The organism is bacterium (assembly GCA_023230585.1).
GTDB lineage: Bacteria > Ratteibacteria > UBA8468 > B48-G9 > JAFGKM01 > JALNXB01.
Genome location: JALNXB010000006.1, coordinates 43,128 through 66,797, shown reverse-complemented (window position 1 = coordinate 66,797; position 23,670 = coordinate 43,128). Strand labels below are relative to the sequence as shown.

Sequence of the window (23,670 nt, the reverse complement as noted above, 5' to 3'; positions counted from 1 at the left end):
ATGGAGATAAAGAATAGAACCTTTACAATAATAGGTGTTGGAGAAACAGGTTATGATACGGCTCTATTTTTACTCAAAAGAGGAGCGAAAGTCTTTGTATCAGAGTTACGAAAAGATATAGAAACCACCAAAAGAATGAATACCCTTGCTTCGTTAGGGGCTATTGTAGAGATAGGAAAACATACAGAAGAACTTATTAAAAAAGCCGATTTTGTAATTCCAAGCCCTGGTATACCTGAAGATAGCATTCCTTTGAAGTTTGCAAAACAACATAATATAAAAGTAATTAATGAAATAGAGATAGCGTATACCTTCTCACCAAGTAAAAAAGTGATTGGGGTAACAGGGACAGATGGTAAAACCACTGTAGTTTCTTTACTTGGAAAACTTTTTAAAAATGCTAAATTACCTTCTATTGTATGCGGTAATATAGGCAATTCTTTTATTGGAGAAGTAGATAATTTAAGTAAAGATACATTTATTATTCTTGAAATAAGTAGTTTCCAACTTGAAAGAATCAAAACATTCAAACCATTTATTGGATGTCTTCTTAATGTTGGAGAGGACCATCTGGACAGGCATTTATCGTTTAAAAATTATCTTTCTGCTAAAGAAAGATTGTTTATAAATCAACAACAAAACGATTACGCTATATTAAATTATAATGATTTTTATAGTAGAGAAGCCGAAAAAAAAACCGTAGGAAAAGTCTTCTTTTTTAGTCAAAAAGAAGAAGTGTTAAACGGCGTTTATCTAAAAAATAAGCAGATTGTATATAATGTTGAAGGAGTAGAAAAAAACATTTTCGAAACAGAAGGGATACAACTTAAAGGTATCGGTAATATAGAAAACATTATGGCAGTTATACTTGTAGGACTTATATGCAAAATTGAACCTACAATTATACAAAAAACCTTTGAGGAATTTAAATCCTTGCCCTACAGGTTCGAAAAATTTACTGAGAAAAGAGGTGTTACTTACATTGATGACTCAAAATCTACCAACCCACACTCTTTAATCAATGCGTTAAGTTGCCTTGAAAAAGATAATAGAACAGTACTTATTATGGGTGGACAGAATAAAGGTACCTCTTTTGTTAAAGTTTCTCCACTAATAAAAGAACGAGTTAAACTATTGGTTTTACTTGGAGAAGCAAAAGAAACAATAGCAGAAGAATTGAAAAACACAGGAATCCCGTATATTTTTGCTGATACTATGGAAGAAGCTGTAAAAAAAGGGACAGAAAAAGCACAAAAAGGTGATACTGTTTTACTCTCACCAGCTTGTGCATCTTTTGATATGTATAAAAACTATAAGGAGCGTGGCGATGCTTTTAAAAAAGAGGTTAAGCTTTTACCATAAATTGTTTTTTACCAGTGCTATACTTATAGTACTAGGTAGTCTTTTCGTTTTCAGTTCAAGTTCTGCTTATGGAATTTCAAAAAGTGGTGACCCTTCTTACTATTTTAACAAACACCTTTTATGGCTTTGTCTTGGACTTGTATGCATTGCTCTTTTAAGGAGAGTCAGCAACAAAAAACTTGAAAGTTGGAGTTTTAGAATATTTGTTGTATCACTTCCTATACTACTTTCACCAAAATTTTTTGGGGATTTAAGATGGATACGATTAGGACCTTTAAGTTTTCAGCCAGCTGAACTTGTTAAACTTACATTCATTATATATTTAGCTGGTTATTTTAAAAAGAAGTTACATCAAATAGATAAAAAATCTACTCTTGTTGAGCCGATCATCTTTTTCCTTATTGTAGCGGGAATTTTACAATTACAGAAAGATATAGGTACCTTAGCTATTATTTTTTGTGCTTTTTTACTTCTTATGTTTCTTGCAGGAGTGAATACAAAAAGAATCTTTACTATTATACTGGTAAGCATAATCTTTTTTTCTGGGTTGGTTTTAATGTTTCCTTATAGGAGAGCAAGGATAATTTCTTACTTAAACCCTACTGCAGACACAGCTGATAAAGGGTATCAGGCACAACAATCTCTTATTGCCCTTAGAGCTGGCGGGATTTTTGGAAAAAAACTTGGCGAAGGTAAAAGAAAATTGAATTTTTTACCCGAACCTCATAAAGATTATATATATGCAGTTGTTGGCGAAGAAGGCGGTTTTGTAGGAACATCGGTAGTGCTACTTTTATTTGGAATTTTAATCTTTTCCAGTCTACAATTATCCAGTATGAGTAACGATTATTTTATTAAACTACTTTCTACTGGTATAGGAGGATTATTTGCTTTTCAGTTTCTGCTTCATGCAGCCGTTGTGTTAAATTTAGTACCTTCGAAAGGAACGACATTACCATTTTTTAGTGTCGGTGGCTCCTCTTTCCTTATTAATATGCTCTCTTTAGGTATCATCTTCAATATTGCACGTCAGGTGCTTTTTGACGAACCAATTTTCAATTTTCAAGACTCGTACACTGAACGCTTATAAAACTTTTAATTCAATATCAAGTTTTATATCCATATTCATCGGCATAGATTGAGTAGTGGATTTTTTATCTCGTTCCTGAGACGGTATAGAAAACGTTGTATTAAGTATAAGATTGAATTTACCTGAAAAAGTTTCTATTCTCCCTTTTGTATTATCAAAAACAAACTGCCCATTTGAAGAATTTTTACCAGTAAAATTAATGATAACATCCCTATTTTGTTTCTTCTCTTTTATTGCTTGGTTTGCAACCACTTTAATTTTTGGAAGAGTGTTTGGTGCTTTCATATAAGTATAAACAAAATCCATATTACACATAGGAACACCAGGCAGAGCAAAGGGGGAAAGAGATTGTTTCCATTTTCTACCAGAATATAGTTTTTCTGGAAAAGCTGGTACAAGTTTAAAGATTTGAGACATATCTATCATTCCTGAAGTAACCTCTTTTGTGGAGATTATAGAACCGTTTTTGGCAATCTCTAATATTGAAGATGAAATCACCTTAGAAATTGAGGTTTCTTCTTTTCTCATATCTTCAAGTACTGTCTCATTTAGTTTTATGAAGGTTTTACAAGGAGTTAATTTTATTATATATTTATCCTTTTTTTCCTCAAGAAGTTCTAACTTGAACACTCCTTCTGTTACAATATCAAGAGATTGACCCATTATACCGCTACTTTTGTGCTCAATATCTCCGTTAATTTTAAAAGAATATATAAGACTTTGAGCAGGCGAAAACAGATATTCTTCAGCACTTATAAAAGATGTTCTGGTTATAAAAAAGGTAGCCATAAGAGTCAACACGAAACCGATTTTTTTTAAATTTTTCATTAGTTTCCTTTTTCTTCTGCCACTTGGTTAAGCCGTTTTACAGCTTCTTTAAGGTTATCTAAACTTGTAGCATAAGAAATTCTTACATATTTATCTGCCCCAAAATCTTGGCAAGGAACAGTTGCAAGAAGTTTCTCTTCAAGAAGTTGATTAGCCAAAGTAACAGAATCTATATTGTTTAAAGTAAAGAAAAGGTAAAAAGCTCCGTCTGGCATAGGGTAAACAAATTTTTCTGAAAGGTTTTCAAGTAGATAATCTCTTCTTTTCTTAAATTCTTTAACCATAGGAGCAACCAGTTGCTCTCCATATTTGATTGCAGAATATGCTGCTTTTTGAGAGATAGATGATGGTGCAGATGTTGTTTGACCTTGTATCTTTGCTATAGCTGCTGATATTTCAGGTTCAGAAGCAGTATACCCTATTCTCCACCCAGTCATTGCAAAAGATTTTGATACTCCATTAATTACAACAGTCAATTTTTTCATTTCTGGAGAGAGAGAGGCTATACTTATATGTTCTTTATTATAGATTATCTTCTCATAAATTTCATCTGAAATACATAAAACTCCTTTTTGAGTCAAAACCTCGGAGATAGCTTCAAGTTCTTTTTTATTATAAACAACGCCCGTAGGGTTGGATGGGCTGTTTAACACCAACGCTTTTGTTTTATTGTTAATCAAACTTTTAAGGTGTTCAATATCAATCTTAAAATTTTTATCCCATCTACAAAAAACAGGTACACCCCCTAATATGTTTACCATAGCAGGATAACTAACCCAATAAGGAGCAGGAATTATAACCTCATCACCCGGTTCAATAATTGCTAAAAAAGTGTTGAAAAGAGAATGTTTTGCTCCATTAGAAACAATGATATGTTCAGGGTCGTAGGAAAGATTATTATCGGTCTGTAATTTTTTACATATCTCTTCTCTGAGTTCTACAGTTCCTTTCTCTACAGTATATTTTGTGAACCCCTCGTTAATAGATTGAATAGCACACTCTTTTACTGGTTGTGGGGTATCAAAATCTGGTTCTCCAACCGAAAGATTTATTACAGGAAGACCTTTTGCCTGCATTTCTTTTGATTTTCTATTGATTGCTAATGTAGCAGACGGTTTTAAATCCTTGATTTTTTGAGATATCATAATCCTCCCTTTTTTGTAAGTATATTAGTTTAGAGTTTTATTTTAACATAAAAGGTTAGTTGTTTCAATGAAAAACTAATGAATGGGTATATAAAATTAGTTAAATTATGGTATTACAAAAGCGCTTTTAATAGTAAATATCAAGACCGACATAATAATAGCAGCAAGAAGAACTCCTGCCATTATACCAATAATATAATATTTAAATCTTAGGTTTAAAAGAACAGAAGCAACGGTACCTGTCCAAGCACCTGTCATTGGTAAAGGAATCCCTACAAAAATAATAAGACCAACCATTTTGTAGACCTGTATCACCTTAGATTTTTTTAATGTGTGAGTTGTAAGCCAATTAGAAAATTTTTTTCCTAAAGTAAACCTATTAAAAAATGCCAATAATTTATTTAAGAAAAAATATAAAGGAACAACTGGCAAAAGGTTACCCAGTAGAGAAATAATCAATACCTTAAAATAAGGAATACCGTTATGTAGTCCATACGGAATAGCTCCACGCAACTCTGAAATAGGTAACATTGCCAGTATCAAAGTCACTAACTCTTTAGGTAAAGTATTTATTTTTGTAATAAGTTGAGTAACATCCACAATTATCTTCTCCTATTATTAATTAAAGTTCTACTTAATTTGACAATTAGCCGTTTGTGGCGTTACGAGGAAACGCCTTTTGTGACTGCGGCAACTCCCTCGGGGATTGCTTCATATTCACCCGCAAAGACGGAATGGGGGACCTTTTTGACAAATTTTAATTAAATCAAAAAAACAAGTTATGCAATGATAACTAAATTTTGAATGGTGAGAAATTTAACCATTGAGACGGATAATCAAGAATAACATCCTCTATAACTTTGACGCTTCTTGTAAAAAGAAAATTTATTTTTTCTTCATCCGTCATAGAATCGGGAGGCATTTCTATTCTTTTAAAGAAAAACCTATACCCGTTTTTCTCCATTATAAAAAAACCAGCTGTAAAAAAAGCGCCTGTTTTAGCAACAAGAGTAGCTGGACCTCGAGGGACAAGAGATTTAACACCTAAAAAATCTGTCTTTATTCCTTTTTCAGTAAAGGTTTTATCCCCTAAAACAGCTAAAATTCTATTTTCTTTGAGAGCTTTTAATGGACCTTTAGGGCTAGAACCTGTGAGTAAAACTTCAACTCCTTTGCTATTTCTTCTATCTTTGTATATCTTTGTCACAGCAGGGCTCAAATATGGAATCGCTATAGCAGTAATGTTGTAGCCAAGAATAGACGCAACAACACCAGAAAGTTCCCAATTACCGGTATGAGCAGTAAGAGCTACCACCCCTTTACCTTTTGAGAGCCCTTCATCAAGAAGCGAAATATTTTCTATCTTAACTTTTTCTTTAACCCTTGAAATATCCCACTTTGGAACATTGAAGAAATCTGCTAAATAACGGCTAAAATTATAATATGTTTCTTTAACAATATGTGTCAACTCTGCTTCAGTATAATTAAGCCCTCTTTTTTCTTTACGGTATTCAAGCACTATTCGTACATTTTCTCTTACTGTTTTTCTTACGCTATAAACAAAAATATACTTTATCCTTGCTGAAATATTACCCAGAAAATATAAGATAGGTAACGGTAAACGGTTACCCAAAAAAGAGCATAATCTATATATGTAATCGTCCATTCCTTTTTTTACCTTTTAAAAAAATGATACTACAGCAAACCATTTATCCCTTTATTTCTACGAACTTATAACTACCCTTCTACTTTGTGGTACCCAACAAAATACTTAAAATTACATTTTAATATATAGTTTTCTATATTTTTTGTCAATTTTTTTGAAAAAACTACTTATTAAAACTAATTTGAACAATATTAGCGTATTTGATATAATTTAAGCACTTTAAATCAACAAAAGGTTATGCATAAGGAGATTCAGAATGAAAAAAAACAGATGGCAGACCCCTCTATTTCTTTTAGGGATATTTCTTGCATTTACTCTTTTAAACTTTATTTCTTCCATAAAACCTGCCAATGAAAAAGTCAAAGAACTTATAGATAGAAATAAAGGTATTTTATTAGTAGTAAAGAGTTATACAGACAAAGATAAAGAATTTTTGGCTACTGTAAAAAGTTACAGATGGAGGTTGAAAGGAAAAGCAGGAATTATTATAACAGATAAAAAATCTGGCTATAACGTAGGTTATACACAGAGCGATGAAGAACTTCCACTTTTAATTGTTTTCAATCAATACGGTAACATTATTCAAATATTTAAAAGTTCTATAAACAGAGCGGAACTTGAAAAAGCAGTAAAAAATATAGAAGATAACCTATTTAAACACGAACAGTTTCATTAAAAGGTTATATCAACAATTTTATTGCAGCTGCTGCAGTTAAAACTTTTACAATATTAGAGAAAATTTTCTCAGGCATCTTCTTTAAAAGGAATACTCCTCCAATTGCCCCAATTGCAACTGAAGGCAGAAGTATTAGAGTGAGTTTCAGTGAACCAGGATTTATAAACCCAAGGCTTACACTAAACGGGACCTTAATCCAGTTAAGTATAAAGAAATACCATGCCGCCGTGCCAATAAACCTATTTTTAGGCACACGCATTGATATCAGATAAACCGACATAATAGGACCTGCTGCATTTGCCATCATTGTAGCAGCCCCAGCAACAAGCCCTAATAACGCTGCAAACCACCATCTACCCAGTATACCTGATGGGTTTTGTTTAGTATTCCACTTATCTTTCCAGTGGCTTATGGCAAGAGTTGACAAAATAATTATACCGATAGCATATCTTAATTGTTTGTCATCAATCTTTCCAAGTAACAAATAACCAACAATTATTCCCAAAAAAGCCCAGGGAATAAGTTTTATAAGATACCCCCATAAAGCTTGCCTACGATAATAAAGAACAGCAAACATATCTGCAAAAATAATAAGAGTTAACATTAGACCTGTTGAAGCCTTTGCAGGCATAACGCTCGCAAAGAGAGGTATGGAAACTGCTCCTATACCAGGGACTGCTGTTTTTGAAAGTCCTATAAGAATACCAGCAAATATAAGAACTATAAGAGAAAAAGGTGAGAAATGATACATTTAGTACCTCCACATATTCTTAAGATGAAATTCTTTTTATTAAAGCATTTGTTAAATTTTCTGTCAAAATATCTCTTGGCTTCTTGGTTCTAAAAAATGAAATATAATGCTAAACTCACACTCTTCCTGCTAAATGTTACTAAACATTTGACAAAAAATAGCCAGATGTGATACTGTCTTTACTAAAACACATTGTTAAAACAGAAGAGGTGAATATGAAACGAGTAAATAACATTCTCCAAAAAATCACTGGTTGTAAAAATGTTTCAGTAGAATTTAACCTTAATATAGAAGGAAAGAATAGGACTCCTAAACAAGTTACAATTGAAGTAAATAATACTGATAAGGTTGGCATTATTTACAATGTATATGATAACCTTGCAGAAGAAACGGTTTGGTTTTCTTGGGATGAATATAAGAGTATCTGGAAACGAAGCATTAAAAACATTTCAGGCAAAACTCTCCGTTTGAAAGAGACTCTTTTTCAGTTGCAAGGAGTAGATTTTGGGAAAACGTGTCCACCAAAAGAGGACTACTACTACCACGTAGAAAACCCGCGCATATACAAGATGATGGCTATGCCTGTTGATTTAAAACTAACCCAAGAACTTATTAAAAAAAGTGATTGGGATTGCCTTCTTGAAGAGACAGGTTATAATGACCCAGCGCTAACAACCGACAGGATAGGAGCATCTCCCTACCAACCGTTTCCAGCGATGTTAGTCTCAAATCATTCTACAAAAAAAGGTATTGTACACGGGACACTTAACCAGAACGTTTTTTATCATAATTACTCAATTAAACATAATAAAGATAAGGTAGACTGGAAGATATTCTCTTCATTAAAAACTATAGAATATAGAAATTTTGTAGCAAATGAAACAATTGATGAAGATGTATGGTACTTAGGAATTACAGAAGATTCGGATAATATCAGCAGTATTTTTCAAGGGTATCTTTATGAGTTAAGAAAACACCTTCCTGTCAATATAGGTAAGACTGACACAAATAGGTATACTGCTTTGTGGGGGTCTTCAAATGATGGACCAGTACAAGATATAGACCAGGATAGAATTTTAAAGACCGCTAAATTTATGAAGAAAAACATCCCCGCAATTGAATGGATTTATATTGATTGGGGGTATGGAACAGTAGGAGAATATAAAGGCGGATTGGGTGTACCTTACGAAAAAGGAGTCGCAGGAGACCCTAAAAAGTTTCCTGAAGGTTTAAAAAAATATGCAGACAAAGTTAAACAGACAGGAATGAAACCAGCTATCTGGATTTCAGGAATGATAGAACGAGCAAACCGTTTTGCTAAGGAACATCCTGAATGGCTTTACGACAGATTTCCTTCAGACAAAGGTCCCAGAATACTTGATATAAGTATTCCAGAGGTAAGAAGTTTTATGGAAAAATCCCTTGATACTCTTATCACAGAGTTTGGATTTGAAGGAGTCAAGCACGACTTATGGAGTTACCCCTTTGAAGACAGCCGCCCTCTCCTTTCAAAAAAAGATAAGAGTGCTTATGAACTGAGAAGATGGTGGTCTTATGAAATGCGAAAAAGGTTACCTTCTTGGGGATATATGCAGACAGGATGCGATATTGTGATGGCCAACCCTTTTCTTGGGGAGTTCTTTAACAATTATAGATACGGAATTGATGTATGTGAAGGTAGTTGGGATAACGTAGAAGCAAATATGCTTTGGGGTGCGGCTTGTTTTGCTACTCAATGCGGAGATTTGTTTATTCCAAACAGCGATGCTATAGGGATATTACCTGGGTTAAAAGATAATGAGTATCTATTGTGGCTTAACTATTGTATTATTTCAAGATCTATTGTAGAAACAGGTGGATGGCACCATAAGAATTATAAGCATCCAAGATACAAATTTGTTAAGAAAGCTTTCACCTGCCTTAATAATGGGCAGGATATATATTTTTCCGATTATAATTATAGAACAACAGATAAGCATCCTGATAAATGGTACTTTGAAGGTGCCCATTTTTCACTTTTAAAAGACAACTCACACTTACCTGTAAGAACGGTTGCTTTTTTTAATACTGGAGATACACCTAAAACATTTAAAATTGATAACCGCAAACTCGGTTTGCCTGCTGGTAAATATCTTGCAACAGATGTTTGGTCACTCAAAACAACCCCTCTGCAAGCTTATAACAATATTAAAATAGACTCTCGAAACAGCCTACTTTTTTCTGTTTCAAAAGTAAGTTCAACACCTCAAATTCTTGACTCAGATATAAAGTTAGAAGAGGTGTTTTATGAGAAAAATAAACTTTCTATTAAGTTTGCATATAGCGGTCAGTTTAAAATCATCTTTTCCCAAAAACCTAAAAGAGCAAGTCTTCCATCAAAATCTGGCAAAACAAAGATTGTTCAAGGTGATGGAAACTGGCTTATAGAAGGGGAAACAAGAACACCAGATACTATGGTAGTCTCTTTTTAAGTTTGGTGGTAGATACTACCACTCTGTATGCTCTTAGTGAACACCGATCGGTTTGTAGAAATAAGGAATAAAAAAGTATGTGGTGTCTATTCACTCTGGTACTACGGCGCATACACCTTCTACTCAACAATCGGGCACTCTGAGAACTCACCCTTCTGCATATAAAACATCTCCGAAGGGCTTAACAGGCTCAGAGTAGGGGAACAAAAGGCTTGAACCTTTTGTTAACAGCCCGATTCTTGCTTGAAGTGTAGTAGCACCTCGTAATTCGTTCATAGACACATACTTTTTTAACGAAGAAAAGACAAAAAAATAATAAGGATAAATACGAGGGTTGCCACGTCGCAATTCCTATGAAAACTATGGAATAAAACGCTCCTCGCAATGCCATAAAACGGCAGATAAAGACATAAAAGAAAGGCGTATGTGGTGTCTACTCACTCTAGTACTACGGTGCATACACCCTCCCATTTTTGCCTTCTACCCTTAGGGTCTTGTCCAGAGTCCCCCCGAGGGAGGAGAGTGTGGGGATGGTTTACTGAAAACTCACCTTAAAACTTATGTATCACAAGTCCAGTAGGGACCTTGGGGTAGAAATAGGTGCTCTTTTGAGGCATCTTTTCATTATTAAGAGATATATTCAAGAAAGACTTCTTACTTACAGGGTTTACAAAAAAGATGATTCCTTCTTGTTTTTTTGTATACTCATTTAATATATATTCTGATGATGCGCTATAAAAAACCTCTCTATCTTTCAAGTTTAAAATACCATCAAAAATAATATTTTTCAGGATTACGTTGTCAAGAGATAACCATTCTTTTGAATGCTCCTGAGAAGAAGATAGTTCAAGAATAGTATCTTCATTTTTTAAAGTGATTGTATAAAAACTTCCTTTTTCATATACCCCAAAAATATGTTTGTCTACATCTTTAGACATTTTTTCATAGGTCTTATCCCAGTTCTCTGTCTTAACTACATCAAATTTCTCCTCAAAAGAAGGCATATTCTCTAAAAAAGATATATTGTATGGCAGATAACGGTGTGTAGGTAGTATCACCAATCCTGAAGAATCTAAGTTAGCAAGAAATACCAACACATACCCGTTTTTCTCGTCAGGGTTATCCTGAAAAAACTTAAAAGCAGCTTGATATCTGTGATGCCCATCTGCTATAAAAAGTTTTTCAGGAGTAATTGTATCTACTATCAGTTGGATATCTTTCTGATTATCAATCCTTCCAAATTTTAACGAATCATCTCCTATATTTCCTTCAAATATAACAGGTGTTTCTTCTATTACATCTTCTACCCTATTCTCTTTATCTCTATACAGCATGAAGACAGGTGAAAAATTTGCACGACACTCATCTATCAACCTGTATCTATTAGTATAATGCTTTTCAAATACGTGCTCATGAGGAATTATGTTCCCTTCTTTAAAATCTTCTATCTTAATAAGAGCAAAAATCCCAGACCGTTCATAACTTTTTCCAAGGTAAGAGAATGTATGTCTTAAACAGTAGAAAGATTCTACATTGTCTTGCGTTAAAACTTTCTCTTTAATGAAATCTGTAAAAAACTTATTAACGTCAGAAGGTGCATTTTTTTTGGATATAAGGTTTATGACATTCCATTTGGAAGACGAATACAACCTTTTTTCTTCCTCATCATCAATAATATCCCACGGAGGTGAAATGACGTTACTAATGTTTTCTACTATTTCGGTGTTATAAATCAGCCCTTTAAATGGTTTTATTTTCGCCATAATTTTAACCTTCCCTTTGTTTTTGGTTTGTTATCTTCTATCTGTTCATCTGGTAATTCAACAGGTTTAGCTGAAGCAAGATATATATTGATTTTAGAACGGCTCTTAACACTTTCGTACCATTGCCCGTATGCTTCATCGCCTTTCTGTCTAATTAAAGATTCTCTTATAGACGCCTTATCAACATCTGTTATCTGATTGTTTTTTATATACTCATCTACCTCTGCTTCAGATATATTTGAACTTGCCTCTAAGATTATCTCTTCTCGTAATTTGTTCAACATTAAGTTTTTTCTTATCTCATCCTCTATCTTTCTCAACTCTTCGTTTGGCATAGATGCAATAATCTCTTTATACCGATTCTGGTCAAATACTCCCTTTTCATTTAAAAAGGCACGGTCAGCTTTTATTACTTCAATTATTTCACTATTAAAAACCTTCACTCTTCTTTTCTTTGCCTGTTGCAAAAGAAGTTTTTCTCTTACCATATTTTCGAGTACCATTCTTTCCAAATTCATACTCTTTAAGATTTCTGAAGCACCATCACCAAAAATCTCTCTATATCTTTGTTCCATCTCATGAAGGTTTTTATAAAAATCCCTTAAAGTTATTGGTTCTCTGTTTATTGTTGCTGCATAATTAGAGTTCTTACTGGAACTACCAAGACCTACCCCCCAAATAAGAAAACCAGGTATGATAAAAATAGCAACTACCCACAAGATGAGTTTCATATTTTTTCTTTTACGTAAAATCTTCATAACCATTTTAATCTCTCCCTTTTATTATAAAGACAAATTCTCCTTTTATATTTTCTCTCTCCATATATTCTCTGGTTATGTCGGAGACTTTGCCAACCTTTATTTCTTCAAATTTTTTTGTTAATTCTCTACATATAGCCATCTCCCTTTCAGGGAAAAAGGTGTTTAACATTTTAAGAGTACCCTCAACTCTATGGACCGATTCAAAAAAAACAAGGGTCTCTTCTTTTTCCATAAGGGAAGCAAAAAACTCTTTTTTTTTACCCTCTTTTCTCGGAATAAATCCATAAAACGAAAATCTATCTGAAGGAAGACCGCTTACTGATAGAGCCGCAAGTAAAGCAGAAGAGCCTGGTATAGGAACAACTTTTATGTTATATCTATATGCTTCTCTAACAAGAAGATAGGCAGGGTCAGAGATACCTGGAGTACCTCTATCTGACACAAGAGCAACCTCTTTTCCGTCCAAAAGAAGTTGTAATGCTTTCTTCAATCGTTTTGATTCATTATCTTTATAGTAACTAACAAGAGGTTTCTTGATATCCAAATAGTTGAGTAATTTTAAGGTTTCTCTTGTATCCTCACAAAATATTAAGTCAACACTTTTTAAGGTATTTATTGCTCGTAAAGTTATATCTTCAAGGTTTCCGATAGGAGTTGCTACTATATATAACATATTTTAATATTAACAAAAAAGTTTTAATGGAGGGATAATAACTACTTTTGCACATATACCCACCCCAAATATTAGTCCTTTCTCTTTATTTTTATTTTATATTTTACAAAAAATTGACAACCAATTTTAAAAATTATATCATAATTAAGAAATTTTTCAAAAAGAGGAGAAGGTCATAATGGAATACGAAAAAATTCTACCCGATATAATAAAAAAGAATGATAACAAAATCCTGTTGGTTGTTCTTGATGGAATTGGTGGTTTCCCACATTCTGTAACAGGTAAAACAGAACTTGAAACAGCAAAGAAACCTAATTTAGACAGATTCGCAACTGAAGGTTCTTGCGGAACATTAACACCTGTACTTAAAGGAATAACTCCTGGAAGCGGTCCAGGGCACGTAGGATTGTTTGGTTACGACCCATTAGAGACACTGATTGGCAGAGGCACTCTCGAATGTCTTGGAATAGGTATAAACCTTGGAAAAAATGATGTTGCTATAAGAGGTAATTTTGCAACAATCGATGAAAACAATATTGTTACAGATAGGAGAGCAGGTAGAATACCTACAGAAGAAAACAGTAAGATTGTTTCTATATTGTCAGAAAAAATTAAAGAAATTTCTGGTGTAAAAATATTTATTCAGACAGTTAAAGAACACCGGTGCGCTATTGTTCTACAAGGGGAAGGATTAGGTCCTAACGTATCAGAAAACGACCCTCAAAAAGAAGGATTGCCTCTTAAACCTTTAAAAGCATTAGATACTGCCTCTGAGAAGACTGCTCTTGTATTGAAGGAACTCCAAGAGAAAGTAATTGAGGTTCTAAAAAATGTTGATACTAAAGCTAAAACCTTGCTTTTAAGAGGTATCTCTCAACTCCCGAACATACATAGTTTCAATGACAAGTATAAACTTAATGGAGTATGTATAGCTGCCTACCCTATGTATAAAGGTATCTCAAAAGTTTTAGGGATGGATGTAGCAGACGCTGGAGAAACTGTAGAAGAAGAGTTTGAAACTCTATTTGAACTTTATGATAAATATGATTTTTTCTTTTTCCACATTAAAAAGACAGACAGTTACGGAGAAGACGGTAATTTTGAAGCAAAAGTAAAAACCATAGAAGATATAGACTCAAAAATATGGCAGTTAAGGAATTTAAAATTTGAAAGTATAGCAATAACAGGTGACCACTCTACCCCTTCAATGATGAAAGGTCATTCTTGGCACCCTGTTCCTCTTATAGTCAAATCACCAAACTCTATCCCTGATGGAGTAAAACATTTTACTGAGCGAGAATGTGCAAAAGGTATACTTGGAAATATGTATTCCAAAGAACTAATGTATATACTTCTTGCCTGCGCTTTTAAACTTGACAAATTTGGAGCTTGAAATGTTCAAAGGCGGTTTAAAAATATCTGGGTTTAAAGAACTTAGCAAAGATTCAAATATTGAAACTTTTCCCACCCCTCAAAAAGTTGCAATTGCATTATCTCAACATACAGGGTTACCTGCTAAACCAGTAGTTAAAAGAGGGGACATAGTTAAAGAAGGTCAGATAATAGGAGAACCGTCTGGGTTTATCAGCAGTTATATCCATTCCAGTATTTCAGGTAAAGTTGTTGCTCTGGAAAATAGTAACCTACCCAACGGAAGAAAATCTTTATCTGTAGTAATAGAAAAAGTTCCTCAAGAAGAGTCTACCCCAAACGATAATGAAAAGGTTGACTGGACAACACTTAGCCAGCAAGAAATTATAGAATCGGTAAGACAAGCTGGTATTGTAGGGATGGGTGGAGCTGCATTCCCAACATTTGTTAAACTAATGATTCCTGAAGGGAAACAAGTCGATTGTGTTATCCTTAACGGATGTGAATGCGAACCTTTCCTTACAGCTGACTACAGAGTAATGGCAGAAGAAACCGATGGAGTTGTTGAAGGTCTTCAGATAATATGTAAAACACTCTGTGCTAAAAAATTGTTTATAGGGATTGAAAGCAACAAAAAAAATCTTTACAAATCTATCAAACAAAGTCTCCAAAATATGAAAATCCCTATTGAAGCTACAATTAAAATTCTTCCTGAAAAATATCCTCAAGGTAGCGAAAAACATTTAATAAAATCTGTTACGGGAAAAGAAGTTCCTTCTCTTGGGCTACCTATTGATGTGGGTTGCGTTGTATTTAATGTTCAAACCGCTTTATCTATAAAAAAAGCCGTATGCGAAACAGAACCGTTAACAGAAAGAGTTCTTACTGTAACAGGCCTGGTTAAATATCCTAAAAATCTACGAGTTAAGGTAGGTACTCCTATCTCTGATATACTTGCATTTTGTGAAAGCGATTATTCTGATAGCAGAAAACTCATTATAGGAGGCCCTATGATGGGTGTTAATATACCTTCACCCGATGTTCCAGTAATAAAAAGCACTACAGGTATAATAGTGCTCCCTCAAGAATATATAGATACAAAGATAAATCCTTGTATTAGATGTGGTAAATGTATACCTGCATGCCCTATGAATTTAATACCAGCAGAAATGGGGAGACAAGCAGAAAATAAAAAGTGGGATACTTGTAAAACTCTCAATGTAGTTGATTGTATTGAATGCGGGTGTTGCAGTTATGTATGTCCTGCTAACAGACCTATGGTAGACTTATTCAAATGGGCAAAAGCTGAACTACGTAAAACCAGTTAATGAAAACGAAGGTCGAACCTTCGGAATCTCCGCATTGGTAGAACACAGTTAATGAAAAGGAAAATGTAATGAAACAGATAAGATGTGCTCCACATATACATTCTAAAGATTCTACAACAAAAATAATGATTAGTGTTATTGTTGCTCTTTTACCTGCTCTATTTGGTAGCCTTTATTTCTTTGGGCTGGGTGTATTAAAAGTTGTCGGTGTATGCATAATATCGTGTCTTTTAAGCGAAATATTAAGCAAAAAAATGTTTGGGAAAGAGTTACGCATAAACGATGGTAGCGCAATGTTAACTGGTCTACTTCTTGCCTTTACGTTACCTCCAAATATTCCTTTATGGATAGCAGCATTTGGTAGTTTTGTTGCAATATTTCTTACCAAAGAACTTTTTGGTGGTATAGGTTTTAATATATTTAACCCTGCGCTTACCGCAAGAGCACTACTATTAACATCTTTTCCTGTCCAGATGACAAGATACGTTCAACCTTTTTCACATTTAACAGATGCAACAACAACCGCTACACCTCTTGCTATTTTGAAAGAAGGTTTAAATACACCTCTACCTGATTCTTTAAGTATGTTTATAGGGAACCACGCAGGTTGCATTGGTGAAACAAGCGTAATACTACTACTGATAGGTGCAATTTTTCTACTTTCAAGAAAAATCATTACTCTCCATATTCCTCTTTCATACATTTTAACAGTTGGCATACTATCTTACATATCAGGACAAAATCCCGTTTTTCAAATAATGGCAGGCGGTCTAATTCTTGGTGCTTTCTTTATGGCAACCGATTACGTAACATCTCCTTTAACAAATAAAGGGAAACTCATCTTTGGAATTGGTTGCGGAATAATAACTTTTCTAATACGACAAAAAGGCGGATACCCAGAAGGAGTTGCGTACTCTATTCTGTTTATGAATATGTTTGTTCCACTCATTGATAAATTCACTTTACCAAAAAAATTTGGACATATTAAAAAGGTAAAACTATGAAAAAGAAAGATATAATAGTTGGTATAATTGTTCTATTATCTATAACAGTATTATCAGGATTTCTTCTTGCTCAGGTTTTTAATATAGCAGAGCCTAAAATATCTGAACAGAAAAAGATAGACGAAGAGACGCTCAACAGAGAAATTTTTCAAGATGGCGTTACGTTTGAACAGAAAAAAATAAAAGATATTAAATTTACAGTTGTACATAATAAGGATGGGGACCTATTGGGAAGAATTTTTGACCTTAAAGCAACTGGATACGGAGGACAAATTTTAATAAAAGCGGGTGTTGATAAAGATTTAAAGATAACAGGTATAAGAATTCTTGAACATACAGAAACACCTGGGCTTGGCTCCAAAATAACAGATGCAGGTTTTCTTGAACAGTTCAAAGATAAAGAAGACGGTACTATATACCTTAAGAAAGATAACCCACAAGGCGAGATAGACTCAATTACAGGTGCAACAGTATCTTCAAGCGCTGTTACAGAAGAGATAAGAAAACTTCAAGAAAACCTAAAAACTCTTAATGGAGAGACACAATGAAAAAGACTGTTGATTTTAAAAATTTCACACTCGGGTTATGGAAAGATAATCCGATATTCTATCTTATGTTAGGGTTATGCCCTCTTTTGGCTGTTTCAGCGGCTCTAAAAGACGCACTCGGAATGGGTGTTGCTTTTATTTTTGTTCTGGTTGGTTCGAATATTACTGTTTCTATTATAAGAAAAATTGTGCCAGAACATATTAGAATACCTGTTTTTATAGTTGTTATTGCAACTTTTGTTACTATAATGGACTATTCTTTGGCAGCGTTTTCTCCCCAACTACATAAAAATCTTGGGGTCTACCTGCCTCTCATGGTTGTTAATTGCATACTTTTAGGTAGAGCCGAAGCCTTTGCTTCAAAAAACAATGTTATAAACTCAACCCTTGATGGTTTAGGTATGGGGTTAGGCTTTACCATTGCAATACTTATTATTGCCTCTATAAGAGAGTTCCTCGGACAAGGAACACTCTTTGGAATAAATATTCTGGGAGAAAATTACCTCCCCTTACTTATAATGATAATGCCACCAGGTGCTTTTCTTGTAATAGGTTTTTTAATGGCAATTAAAAATAGTGTAGGAGGAAGAAAAAAATGTTGAACGAACTTAATATTGGCTTTATTTTTCTTTCCGCTTTTATAGTAAACAATATAGTTATGATAAAATTTCTTGGGCTATGCTCTTTTATTGGAATATCTACAAATATGAGATCCTCCATAGGTATGGGTATAGCAGTAGTATTTGTCACTGTAATGGCATGCAGTATAAGTTGGATTTTATACAACTATATTCTTGTACCTTTTAATCTTGAATACTTAAGAACAGTAACATTTATATTAACAATTGCTTCTTTTGTTCAATTTGAAGAAATTATTATCAGAAAGAAAGCCCCAGCTCTTTACAAAGCTTTTGGTATATACCTACCTCTAATAACTACTAACTGCGTTATACTTGCCTCTGCTTTTCTTGGTATAGATTATAAGTTTACCTTTTTACAAAACCTTGTATTTGCGGTAGGAGTATCTGCCGGCTACTGTTTTGTGATAATACTTTTTGCTTCTATGAGAGAACGGCTTGACAATGCTCCTTTGCCAGAAGCCTTTAAGGGGGTTCCCATTGCTTTTATAATGACAGGGCTGATAAGTCTTGTCTTCCTTGGGTTTAAGGGACTATTTAAACTATAATGTTTCTCTTCTTTCCGTTAAGAGATGAATATAGAGTAAAAAAATTTCCTATACTGGTTTTATCGCTTATATTGATAAATATCCTTATCTTTTTTTATACCACTTTTGCCCCTGAGTATGAACAGATTATTCAAAAATATGGTTTTATCCCATCAAGTTTTTCTCTTAAAACAGCCTTCACTTCAATGTTTCTTCACGGAGGAATATTACACCTTGGATTTAATATGTGGTACCTATGGCTCCTTGGAGACAACATAGAAGACAGGTGGGGTGTAATACCTTTTCTATTATTTTATCTTTCTGCAGGAATATTTTCTATGCTTCTATATTCTGCCCTTGTAACTGAACAATCTGCCAACATACCAACCATAGGAGCCTCTGGAGCTATTGCGGGCGTTTTGGGAGTTTACGCTATCCTTTTTCCAAAAAGCAGAATAACCTTCAAATATTTTATATGGGTATTTCTATTTATAATGCGGTTTGGAGAATTTAAAGTATACGCTTTTGTATGGTTAACATTCTGGTTTCTGGAACAAGCATTATCTACTCTTCTTACTGTTAAAGAAATAACCACCAGTTCTGTTGCATTTGGAGCTCATTTTGCTGGTTTTTTGTACGGCGCAATAATAGGGTTAGGAACAAAAATCTATCAGGAAGCAAAATTTAAAGAGAATGTTAAACTTGGAGAAAATATGTTATTTAAAATTCTTGGTTCAAAACAGTTTGTCCAGAGAAGAATGGAAGAATACGGAGAAATAGAGAGCGCAAAAAGTATTATTAAAACTAATATTGAAGAGAACAGAGCATTTGCTGCCCAACAGTATGGGAATATTGTAAAAAAATATAACGAGGTAACCCTGCCAGAAAAGATACAGTATAATGTAGCAGAGTCTCTTTTTAACATAGGTGAACAAGAAGCAGCTTATCTTGCATGCAAAAATTTTCTGCTCAATTACCCGTTCAGTAAATTTGCAGACAAGGCTCTATTTACAATTGGAAAACTATTTATAGTTCAGAAAGAATACGAGAAAGCAAAGTACGCTTTTCTGCAGGTAGTATTATTTTATCCTTATAGCAATATGTACGAAGAATCTAAGTATTTTCTTGAAAAGAAATTACCTCCTCTATTTCAAGGTACAGCATAAATCATAATTTAGTTTGACCTGTTTTCTTTTAACTTAATTATAAAAAGAGTAAAATATTTATTATGAATAGATTGAAACTTGTATCAAAATATGCCCCATCTGGCGACCAACCGCAAGCTATAGCAAAATTGCTTGATAACCTTAATAAAGGTGAACGGGAACAAATTCTGCTTGGAGTGACAGGTAGTGGTAAAACTTTCACTATGGCTAATATAATAGGAAAGACTAACCGTCCAGCTCTTGTTATATCCCACAACAAAACGCTTGCAGCACAGTTGTATAGCGAATTCCGAGAGTTTTTTCCAGAAAACAGGGTGCGGTATTTTGTAAGTTATTATGATTATTATCAACCAGAAGCATATATCCCTGCAACCGATACCTATATTGAAAAAGATGCTTCAATAAACCAAGATATAGATAGGTTAAGACTTGCTGCAACAAGTTCAATCCTTTCAGCCAAAGACGTTGTCACTGTTGCCAGTGTGTCTTGTATTTACCCGATAGGCAACCCAGAAGACCATAAAAGTATGATGCTCCACCTTTCTCTCGGCAAGGAAATTGGAAGAAAAACTATTTTAAGGAGACTTGTTGAGACCCAGTACGAAAGAAATGAGTTTGAACTTACAAGAGGAAAATTCCGAGTTAGAGGTAACACCATAGAAGTTATCCCTTCTTATGAGGAGTTTGCTATAAGAATAGGGCTAATAGGTGACAAAATTGTTAAGTTAGAAAAGTTTGACCCTTTCACAGGAGAGTTTTTTGGTTCAGACAAAGAGATTTTTATATACCCTGCAAAACATTTTGTAACACCAGCAGAAAAAATGGATATAGCAAAAGAGAATATAAAAAAAGAACTGAAAGAACAACTCAATTACTTTAAAAAAGAGGGCAAGTTGCTTGAAGCAGAAAGACTTGAAATGCGTACTTTAAACGACCTTGATATGCTTGAAGAGTTAGGGTACTGCCACGGCATAGAAAATTACAGCAGACATCTCTCTGGAAGAGCCTCTGGGGAAAGACCTGAGGTTCTACTTGACTATTTTCCTGACGATTATCTTATCTTTATTGATGAATCACACGTTACAATACCTCAGTTAAAAGGTATGTTCTACGGAGATAGGTCAAGAAAAGAGACACTTGTTAAATTCGGTTTTAGGTTACCCTCAGCGTTAGATAATAGACCTCTTATGTTTAGCGAGTTTGAGCAAATAGTCAAACAAGTTATATATGTTTCTGCTACTCCAGGAAAGTATGAACTGGAAAAATGCAAAGTGGAAAAATTGGGTGCTCAATCAAAACTGATAGCCGAACAAGTTATAAGACCAACTGGGCTTATAGACCCACCAATAACTGTGTTACCAACAAAAAACCAGATTGAAGACTTGCTTGGAAGAATAAAAGCTAAAACTGAAAAAAAACAACGAACTCTTGTTATTACAGTTAGTAAAAATCTTGCAGAAGAGATATCAGAGTACCTTAAAAGTTTCAATGTTAAGGTGCATTACCTTCATTACGAGATTGATACTCTCGAAAGAGTAGATATTCTTCAAAAACTTAGAGAAGCAAAATTTGATGTTCTGGTAGGAATAAATCTTTTAAGAGAAGGGCTTGATTTACCTGAAGTAAGTCTTGTTGCTATCCTTGATGCAGACAAAGAAGGGTTTTTAAGGTCAACCACATCTTTGATACAAATATCAGGTAGAGCTGCAAGAAGCGTAGATGGTGAAGTAGTAATGTATGCAGACAGAATAACAGATGCTATGAGTATGGCAATAAGCGAAACAGAAAGGAGAAGAAAAAAACAGATTGAATATAATACTGTTAACAATATAGTCCCTCAATCCATCGAAAAACCTATATACAAAAGTGTCACAGAAATTATTAGCGGAAAAACAGAGAAGAAAAGTTCTGTTATCTCTGAAAATGATGAACTTTTTTATGGTAAAAACCTTTTTCAAACTTTAAATAGGTTAGAGAAAAAAATGATGTCAGCAGCAAAAAAACTCGACTTTGAGGAAGCTATATTTTACAGAGAAAAGATTAAAAAGTTAAAAAAAGAGAAGTAAGCATCGCTACCTGGCATATCACAATATAGTACTCTTATAATTATTATTTTAAGTCTTCAGGAAAAATTCTTCCCCATACCTTAATTTTTTGGAAAGCCTCCGCATACATCACCCCACATTGTAGCCCTCTAAACCCTGCCATCTTCTCTATAATCCCTACAGCATCTGACTGGTGATGACCTTCAAGCCATTTATGTTGACTCTTATGTGAAAGAAGCATTTTTCTTTTTATTTCAAAAAAATCTGTGATATCAACAAATAAATCAGGCTCAAATTGAAGTCCTGTTAATGTATCCATACTATAGATGGGAGTAATCTTTTCATAAGCAGGAAAATCTGTTTTATACAAAGGTAAGGTTGCGGTAAAAGCTGCATCAAAAACAATCTGACCAGTAATAACATGGTCAGGTAGATAATCTTTAGTACTATGGGTGATAATAATATCTGGTTTTGCTTGTCTAATAATATCAACAACTTTCACCCTCATCTCTTTGGTAGGATAAAGATCAAGGTCTCCGGTAATAGGTCCAAGCACTTCTGCACCTATAATATTTGCAGAATCTCTTGCCTCTTGGGCTCTTATTTTTGCAAGTTCCTCAGGAACAACATCCTTCCCTCCAAGGCAACCGCTACAAAGATACGCCATAATAATGTCGTTTCCTTCCTTTGAATACTTTGCAAGTGTTCCTCCACAAAGAATCTCTATATCATCAGGATGAGCTCCAACAGCCAATATCCTCATTTTGTTTTCTCTCCTTTTAAGCAAAAGTTATCATTTCTGTTTACAATAAAATTAATTACATTCAGGGGAAAGAGGACCTGCAAGCTCTTTTAAGAAGAACAGTTTTCCTGGTAATTCAGGCATAAAACTGCTTGGTATCCACATATTTGGTCCATATCTTAGAGTTACCCACAAACTCATCCCTTGCCACATCATCCCTCTACCGAGAGTTCCGTCTGCTCCGCCTATAATTTTGTCTGCTTTTAAGAAAATACCTGGTCCTATTGTGTTAGCATAAGCTGGAACAAGAGTAGATCTACTTTTAAAACTTGTTATTGCATTCTGCTCAATTGTCAAAGGATGAAGTTTTGCTCCTATCCTAAAACTTTCTTTCTTCCATTCTTCAACTGATGAAAATTCTGCAGCAAAATGAGGTTCCCAAAAGGCTATATGAAAAACCCTACCAATACCAAAAATTACCACAAGTTTAGCACCTTCATTCTTTAATTCTGATATTTTAACAGGGTACTGCGGTAACACATCTTTGGTTGCAAAATACCGTTGGTCTTTTGGTACTGTCAAGTTGCCGAGAGGACCATAAAAAGCATTCTCCATAGCATTCTGGAAAGCACCTGGGTTTGTAGAAGGAAGGGTTATACCATTACTTTCGCTCCATTCATCCATATTAAAACCATATACGTGTTGGCAATCAACACCCCACTCTTTTAAAAAATATATTACCCATTTATACATACCCATTGGACCTACTGGAAGTATAAGTATCAATTTCTTGTTTGCTTCTTTTGTTATACGTATTTCGTTGGCTATCTCGTGGCCCATCTTCGCATTAAACTCTTCGAGAGCATCACAAGCAATTGGAGTAAAATCTTTGTTCCACCATTCCTGTCTATCATAAATCTCTTCTGGTTTAAAACTACAACAGTCATCAATCTTTTTAAGGTCCCATCCTTTTGGATAAAAATTTTCAAGTAATGAACCTTTTAAAGTATTTATTAAATTCATAGTTCCTCCTTATTTTGTTAGAAAATATAAAAGGATTAAACGTTCTCTTATATATTTTAACTTAAATAATATATAGGTCAAAAAAAACTGTA

General features: G+C 34.0%; 22 protein-coding genes. 12 read left to right on the top strand and 10 right to left on the bottom strand.

All coding sequences use genetic code 11. The features are described 5' to 3' along the window. Together murD and M0P98_02700 are read left to right on the top strand one after the other, a co-directional pair. On the top strand, positions 1 to 1,362 hold the full coding sequence (gene murD, locus M0P98_02705; GenBank protein ID MCK9265783.1) for a UDP-N-acetylmuramoyl-L-alanine--D-glutamate ligase: 1,362 nt from the start codon (positions 1 to 3) through the stop codon (positions 1,360 to 1,362). Further along, positions 1,328 to 2,452: a putative lipid II flippase FtsW gene (locus M0P98_02700; GenBank protein ID MCK9265782.1), complete on the top strand. Its 1,125-nt coding sequence runs from the start codon at positions 1,328 to 1,330 to the stop codon at positions 2,450 to 2,452. The genes murD and M0P98_02700 overlap by 35 nt, the downstream gene beginning before the upstream one ends. On the opposite strand, the gene M0P98_02695 is transcribed toward M0P98_02700, so the two are convergent. From M0P98_02695 to M0P98_02680, 4 genes are all read right to left on the bottom strand, one after another. Further along, positions 2,447 to 3,280 carry a hypothetical protein gene (locus M0P98_02695; GenBank protein MCK9265781.1) on the bottom strand — a complete coding sequence of 278 codons (834 nt, stop codon included), beginning with the start codon at positions 3,278 to 3,280 and terminating at the stop codon, positions 2,447 to 2,449. The two genes, M0P98_02700 and M0P98_02695, sit on opposite strands and share 6 nt — an antisense overlap. Continuing rightward, a complete protein-coding gene (locus tag M0P98_02690; protein MCK9265780.1) occupies positions 3,280 to 4,425 on the bottom strand; it encodes a pyridoxal phosphate-dependent aminotransferase in 1,146 nt (381 codons plus the stop codon). Before M0P98_02690 ends, M0P98_02695 begins: the two co-directional genes overlap by 1 nt. Positions 4,426 to 4,530: 105 nt before the next feature. Next, positions 4,531 to 5,025, bottom strand: a complete 495-nt coding sequence (locus M0P98_02685; protein ID MCK9265779.1) for a small multi-drug export protein — start codon at positions 5,023 to 5,025, stop codon at positions 4,531 to 4,533. Between the two features lie 193 nt (positions 5,026 to 5,218). Continuing rightward, positions 5,219 to 6,091: a lysophospholipid acyltransferase family protein gene (locus tag M0P98_02680; protein MCK9265778.1), complete on the bottom strand. Its 873-nt coding sequence runs from the start codon at positions 6,089 to 6,091 to the stop codon at positions 5,219 to 5,221. A 256-nt stretch (positions 6,092 to 6,347) separates the two neighbouring features. On the opposite strand from M0P98_02680, the gene M0P98_02675 reads away from it, so the two are divergent. Next, entirely contained in the window at positions 6,348 to 6,767 is a 420-nt protein-coding gene (locus tag M0P98_02675; protein MCK9265777.1) for a hypothetical protein, read from the top strand. 4 nt (positions 6,768 to 6,771) lie between these two features. Here M0P98_02675 and M0P98_02670 read toward each other — a convergent pair whose 3' ends face one another. Next, positions 6,772 to 7,518 carry a sulfite exporter TauE/SafE family protein gene (locus M0P98_02670; GenBank protein ID MCK9265776.1) on the bottom strand — a complete coding sequence of 249 codons (747 nt, stop codon included), beginning with the start codon at positions 7,516 to 7,518 and terminating at the stop codon, positions 6,772 to 6,774. Between the two features lie 215 nt (positions 7,519 to 7,733). Between M0P98_02670 and M0P98_02665 the strand changes: the two genes are divergently transcribed. Next, on the top strand, positions 7,734 to 9,989 hold the full coding sequence (locus M0P98_02665) for an alpha-galactosidase (GenBank protein ID MCK9265775.1): 2,256 nt from the start codon (positions 7,734 to 7,736) through the stop codon (positions 9,987 to 9,989). A gap of 551 nt (positions 9,990 to 10,540) precedes the next feature. Here the strand turns inward: M0P98_02665 and M0P98_02660 are convergent. From M0P98_02660 to rsmI, 3 genes are read right to left on the bottom strand one after another with little or no spacing between them, the layout of a single operon-like run. After that, positions 10,541 to 11,752: a DUF1015 domain-containing protein gene (locus M0P98_02660; protein MCK9265774.1), complete on the bottom strand. Its 1,212-nt coding sequence runs from the start codon at positions 11,750 to 11,752 to the stop codon at positions 10,541 to 10,543. Next, on the bottom strand, positions 11,740 to 12,516 hold the full coding sequence (locus tag M0P98_02655) for a SurA N-terminal domain-containing protein (protein MCK9265773.1): 777 nt from the start codon (positions 12,514 to 12,516) through the stop codon (positions 11,740 to 11,742). Before M0P98_02655 ends, M0P98_02660 begins: the two co-directional genes overlap by 13 nt. 1 nt (position 12,517) lies before the next feature. Next, complete coding sequence (gene rsmI, locus M0P98_02650; protein ID MCK9265772.1) at positions 12,518 to 13,186, bottom strand: 16S rRNA (cytidine(1402)-2'-O)-methyltransferase; 669 nt, start codon at positions 13,184 to 13,186, stop codon at positions 12,518 to 12,520. A gap of 178 nt (positions 13,187 to 13,364) precedes the next feature. Here rsmI and M0P98_02645 point away from each other — a divergent pair, with 178 nt between their 5' ends. From M0P98_02645 to uvrB, 8 genes are all read left to right on the top strand, one after another. Beyond that, positions 13,365 to 14,579 carry a 2,3-bisphosphoglycerate-independent phosphoglycerate mutase gene (locus tag M0P98_02645; protein ID MCK9265771.1) on the top strand — a complete coding sequence of 405 codons (1,215 nt, stop codon included), beginning with the start codon at positions 13,365 to 13,367 and terminating at the stop codon, positions 14,577 to 14,579. Between the two features lies 1 nt (position 14,580). Next, positions 14,581 to 15,885 (top strand): electron transport complex subunit RsxC, encoded by a 1,305-nt coding sequence (gene rsxC, locus M0P98_02640; protein ID MCK9265770.1) that lies wholly within the window; start codon positions 14,581 to 14,583, stop codon positions 15,883 to 15,885. Positions 15,886 to 15,953: 68 nt separating this feature from the next. Further along, positions 15,954 to 16,889 (top strand): RnfABCDGE type electron transport complex subunit D, encoded by a 936-nt coding sequence (locus M0P98_02635; GenBank protein MCK9265769.1) that lies wholly within the window; start codon positions 15,954 to 15,956, stop codon positions 16,887 to 16,889. After that, complete coding sequence (locus M0P98_02630) at positions 16,886 to 17,437, top strand: FMN-binding protein (protein ID MCK9265768.1); 552 nt, start codon at positions 16,886 to 16,888, stop codon at positions 17,435 to 17,437. Before M0P98_02635 ends, M0P98_02630 begins: the two co-directional genes overlap by 4 nt. Then, positions 17,434 to 18,039, top strand: coding sequence for an electron transport complex subunit E (locus tag M0P98_02625; protein MCK9265767.1), 606 nt, complete (start codon positions 17,434 to 17,436; stop codon positions 18,037 to 18,039). The genes M0P98_02630 and M0P98_02625 overlap by 4 nt, the downstream gene beginning before the upstream one ends. After that, positions 18,033 to 18,623: an RnfABCDGE type electron transport complex subunit A gene (locus M0P98_02620; protein ID MCK9265766.1), complete on the top strand. Its 591-nt coding sequence runs from the start codon at positions 18,033 to 18,035 to the stop codon at positions 18,621 to 18,623. Before M0P98_02625 ends, M0P98_02620 begins: the two co-directional genes overlap by 7 nt. Continuing rightward, positions 18,623 to 19,768, top strand: coding sequence for a rhomboid family intramembrane serine protease (locus M0P98_02615; GenBank protein MCK9265765.1), 1,146 nt, complete (start codon positions 18,623 to 18,625; stop codon positions 19,766 to 19,768). The genes M0P98_02620 and M0P98_02615 overlap by 1 nt, the downstream gene beginning before the upstream one ends. Positions 19,769 to 19,827: 59 nt before the next feature. Next, a complete protein-coding gene (gene uvrB / locus M0P98_02610) occupies positions 19,828 to 21,834 on the top strand; it encodes an excinuclease ABC subunit UvrB (protein MCK9265764.1) in 2,007 nt (668 codons plus the stop codon). A gap of 43 nt (positions 21,835 to 21,877) precedes the next feature. Here the strand turns inward: uvrB and M0P98_02605 are convergent, their stop codons facing one another. After that, a complete protein-coding gene (locus M0P98_02605; GenBank protein MCK9265763.1) occupies positions 21,878 to 22,576 on the bottom strand; it encodes a PIG-L family deacetylase in 699 nt (232 codons plus the stop codon). Positions 22,577 to 22,627: 51 nt separating this feature from the next. Then, positions 22,628 to 23,578, bottom strand: a complete 951-nt coding sequence (locus M0P98_02600; GenBank protein ID MCK9265762.1) for a glucosamine-6-phosphate isomerase — start codon at positions 23,576 to 23,578, stop codon at positions 22,628 to 22,630. Positions 23,579 to 23,670: the final 92 nt, after the last annotated feature.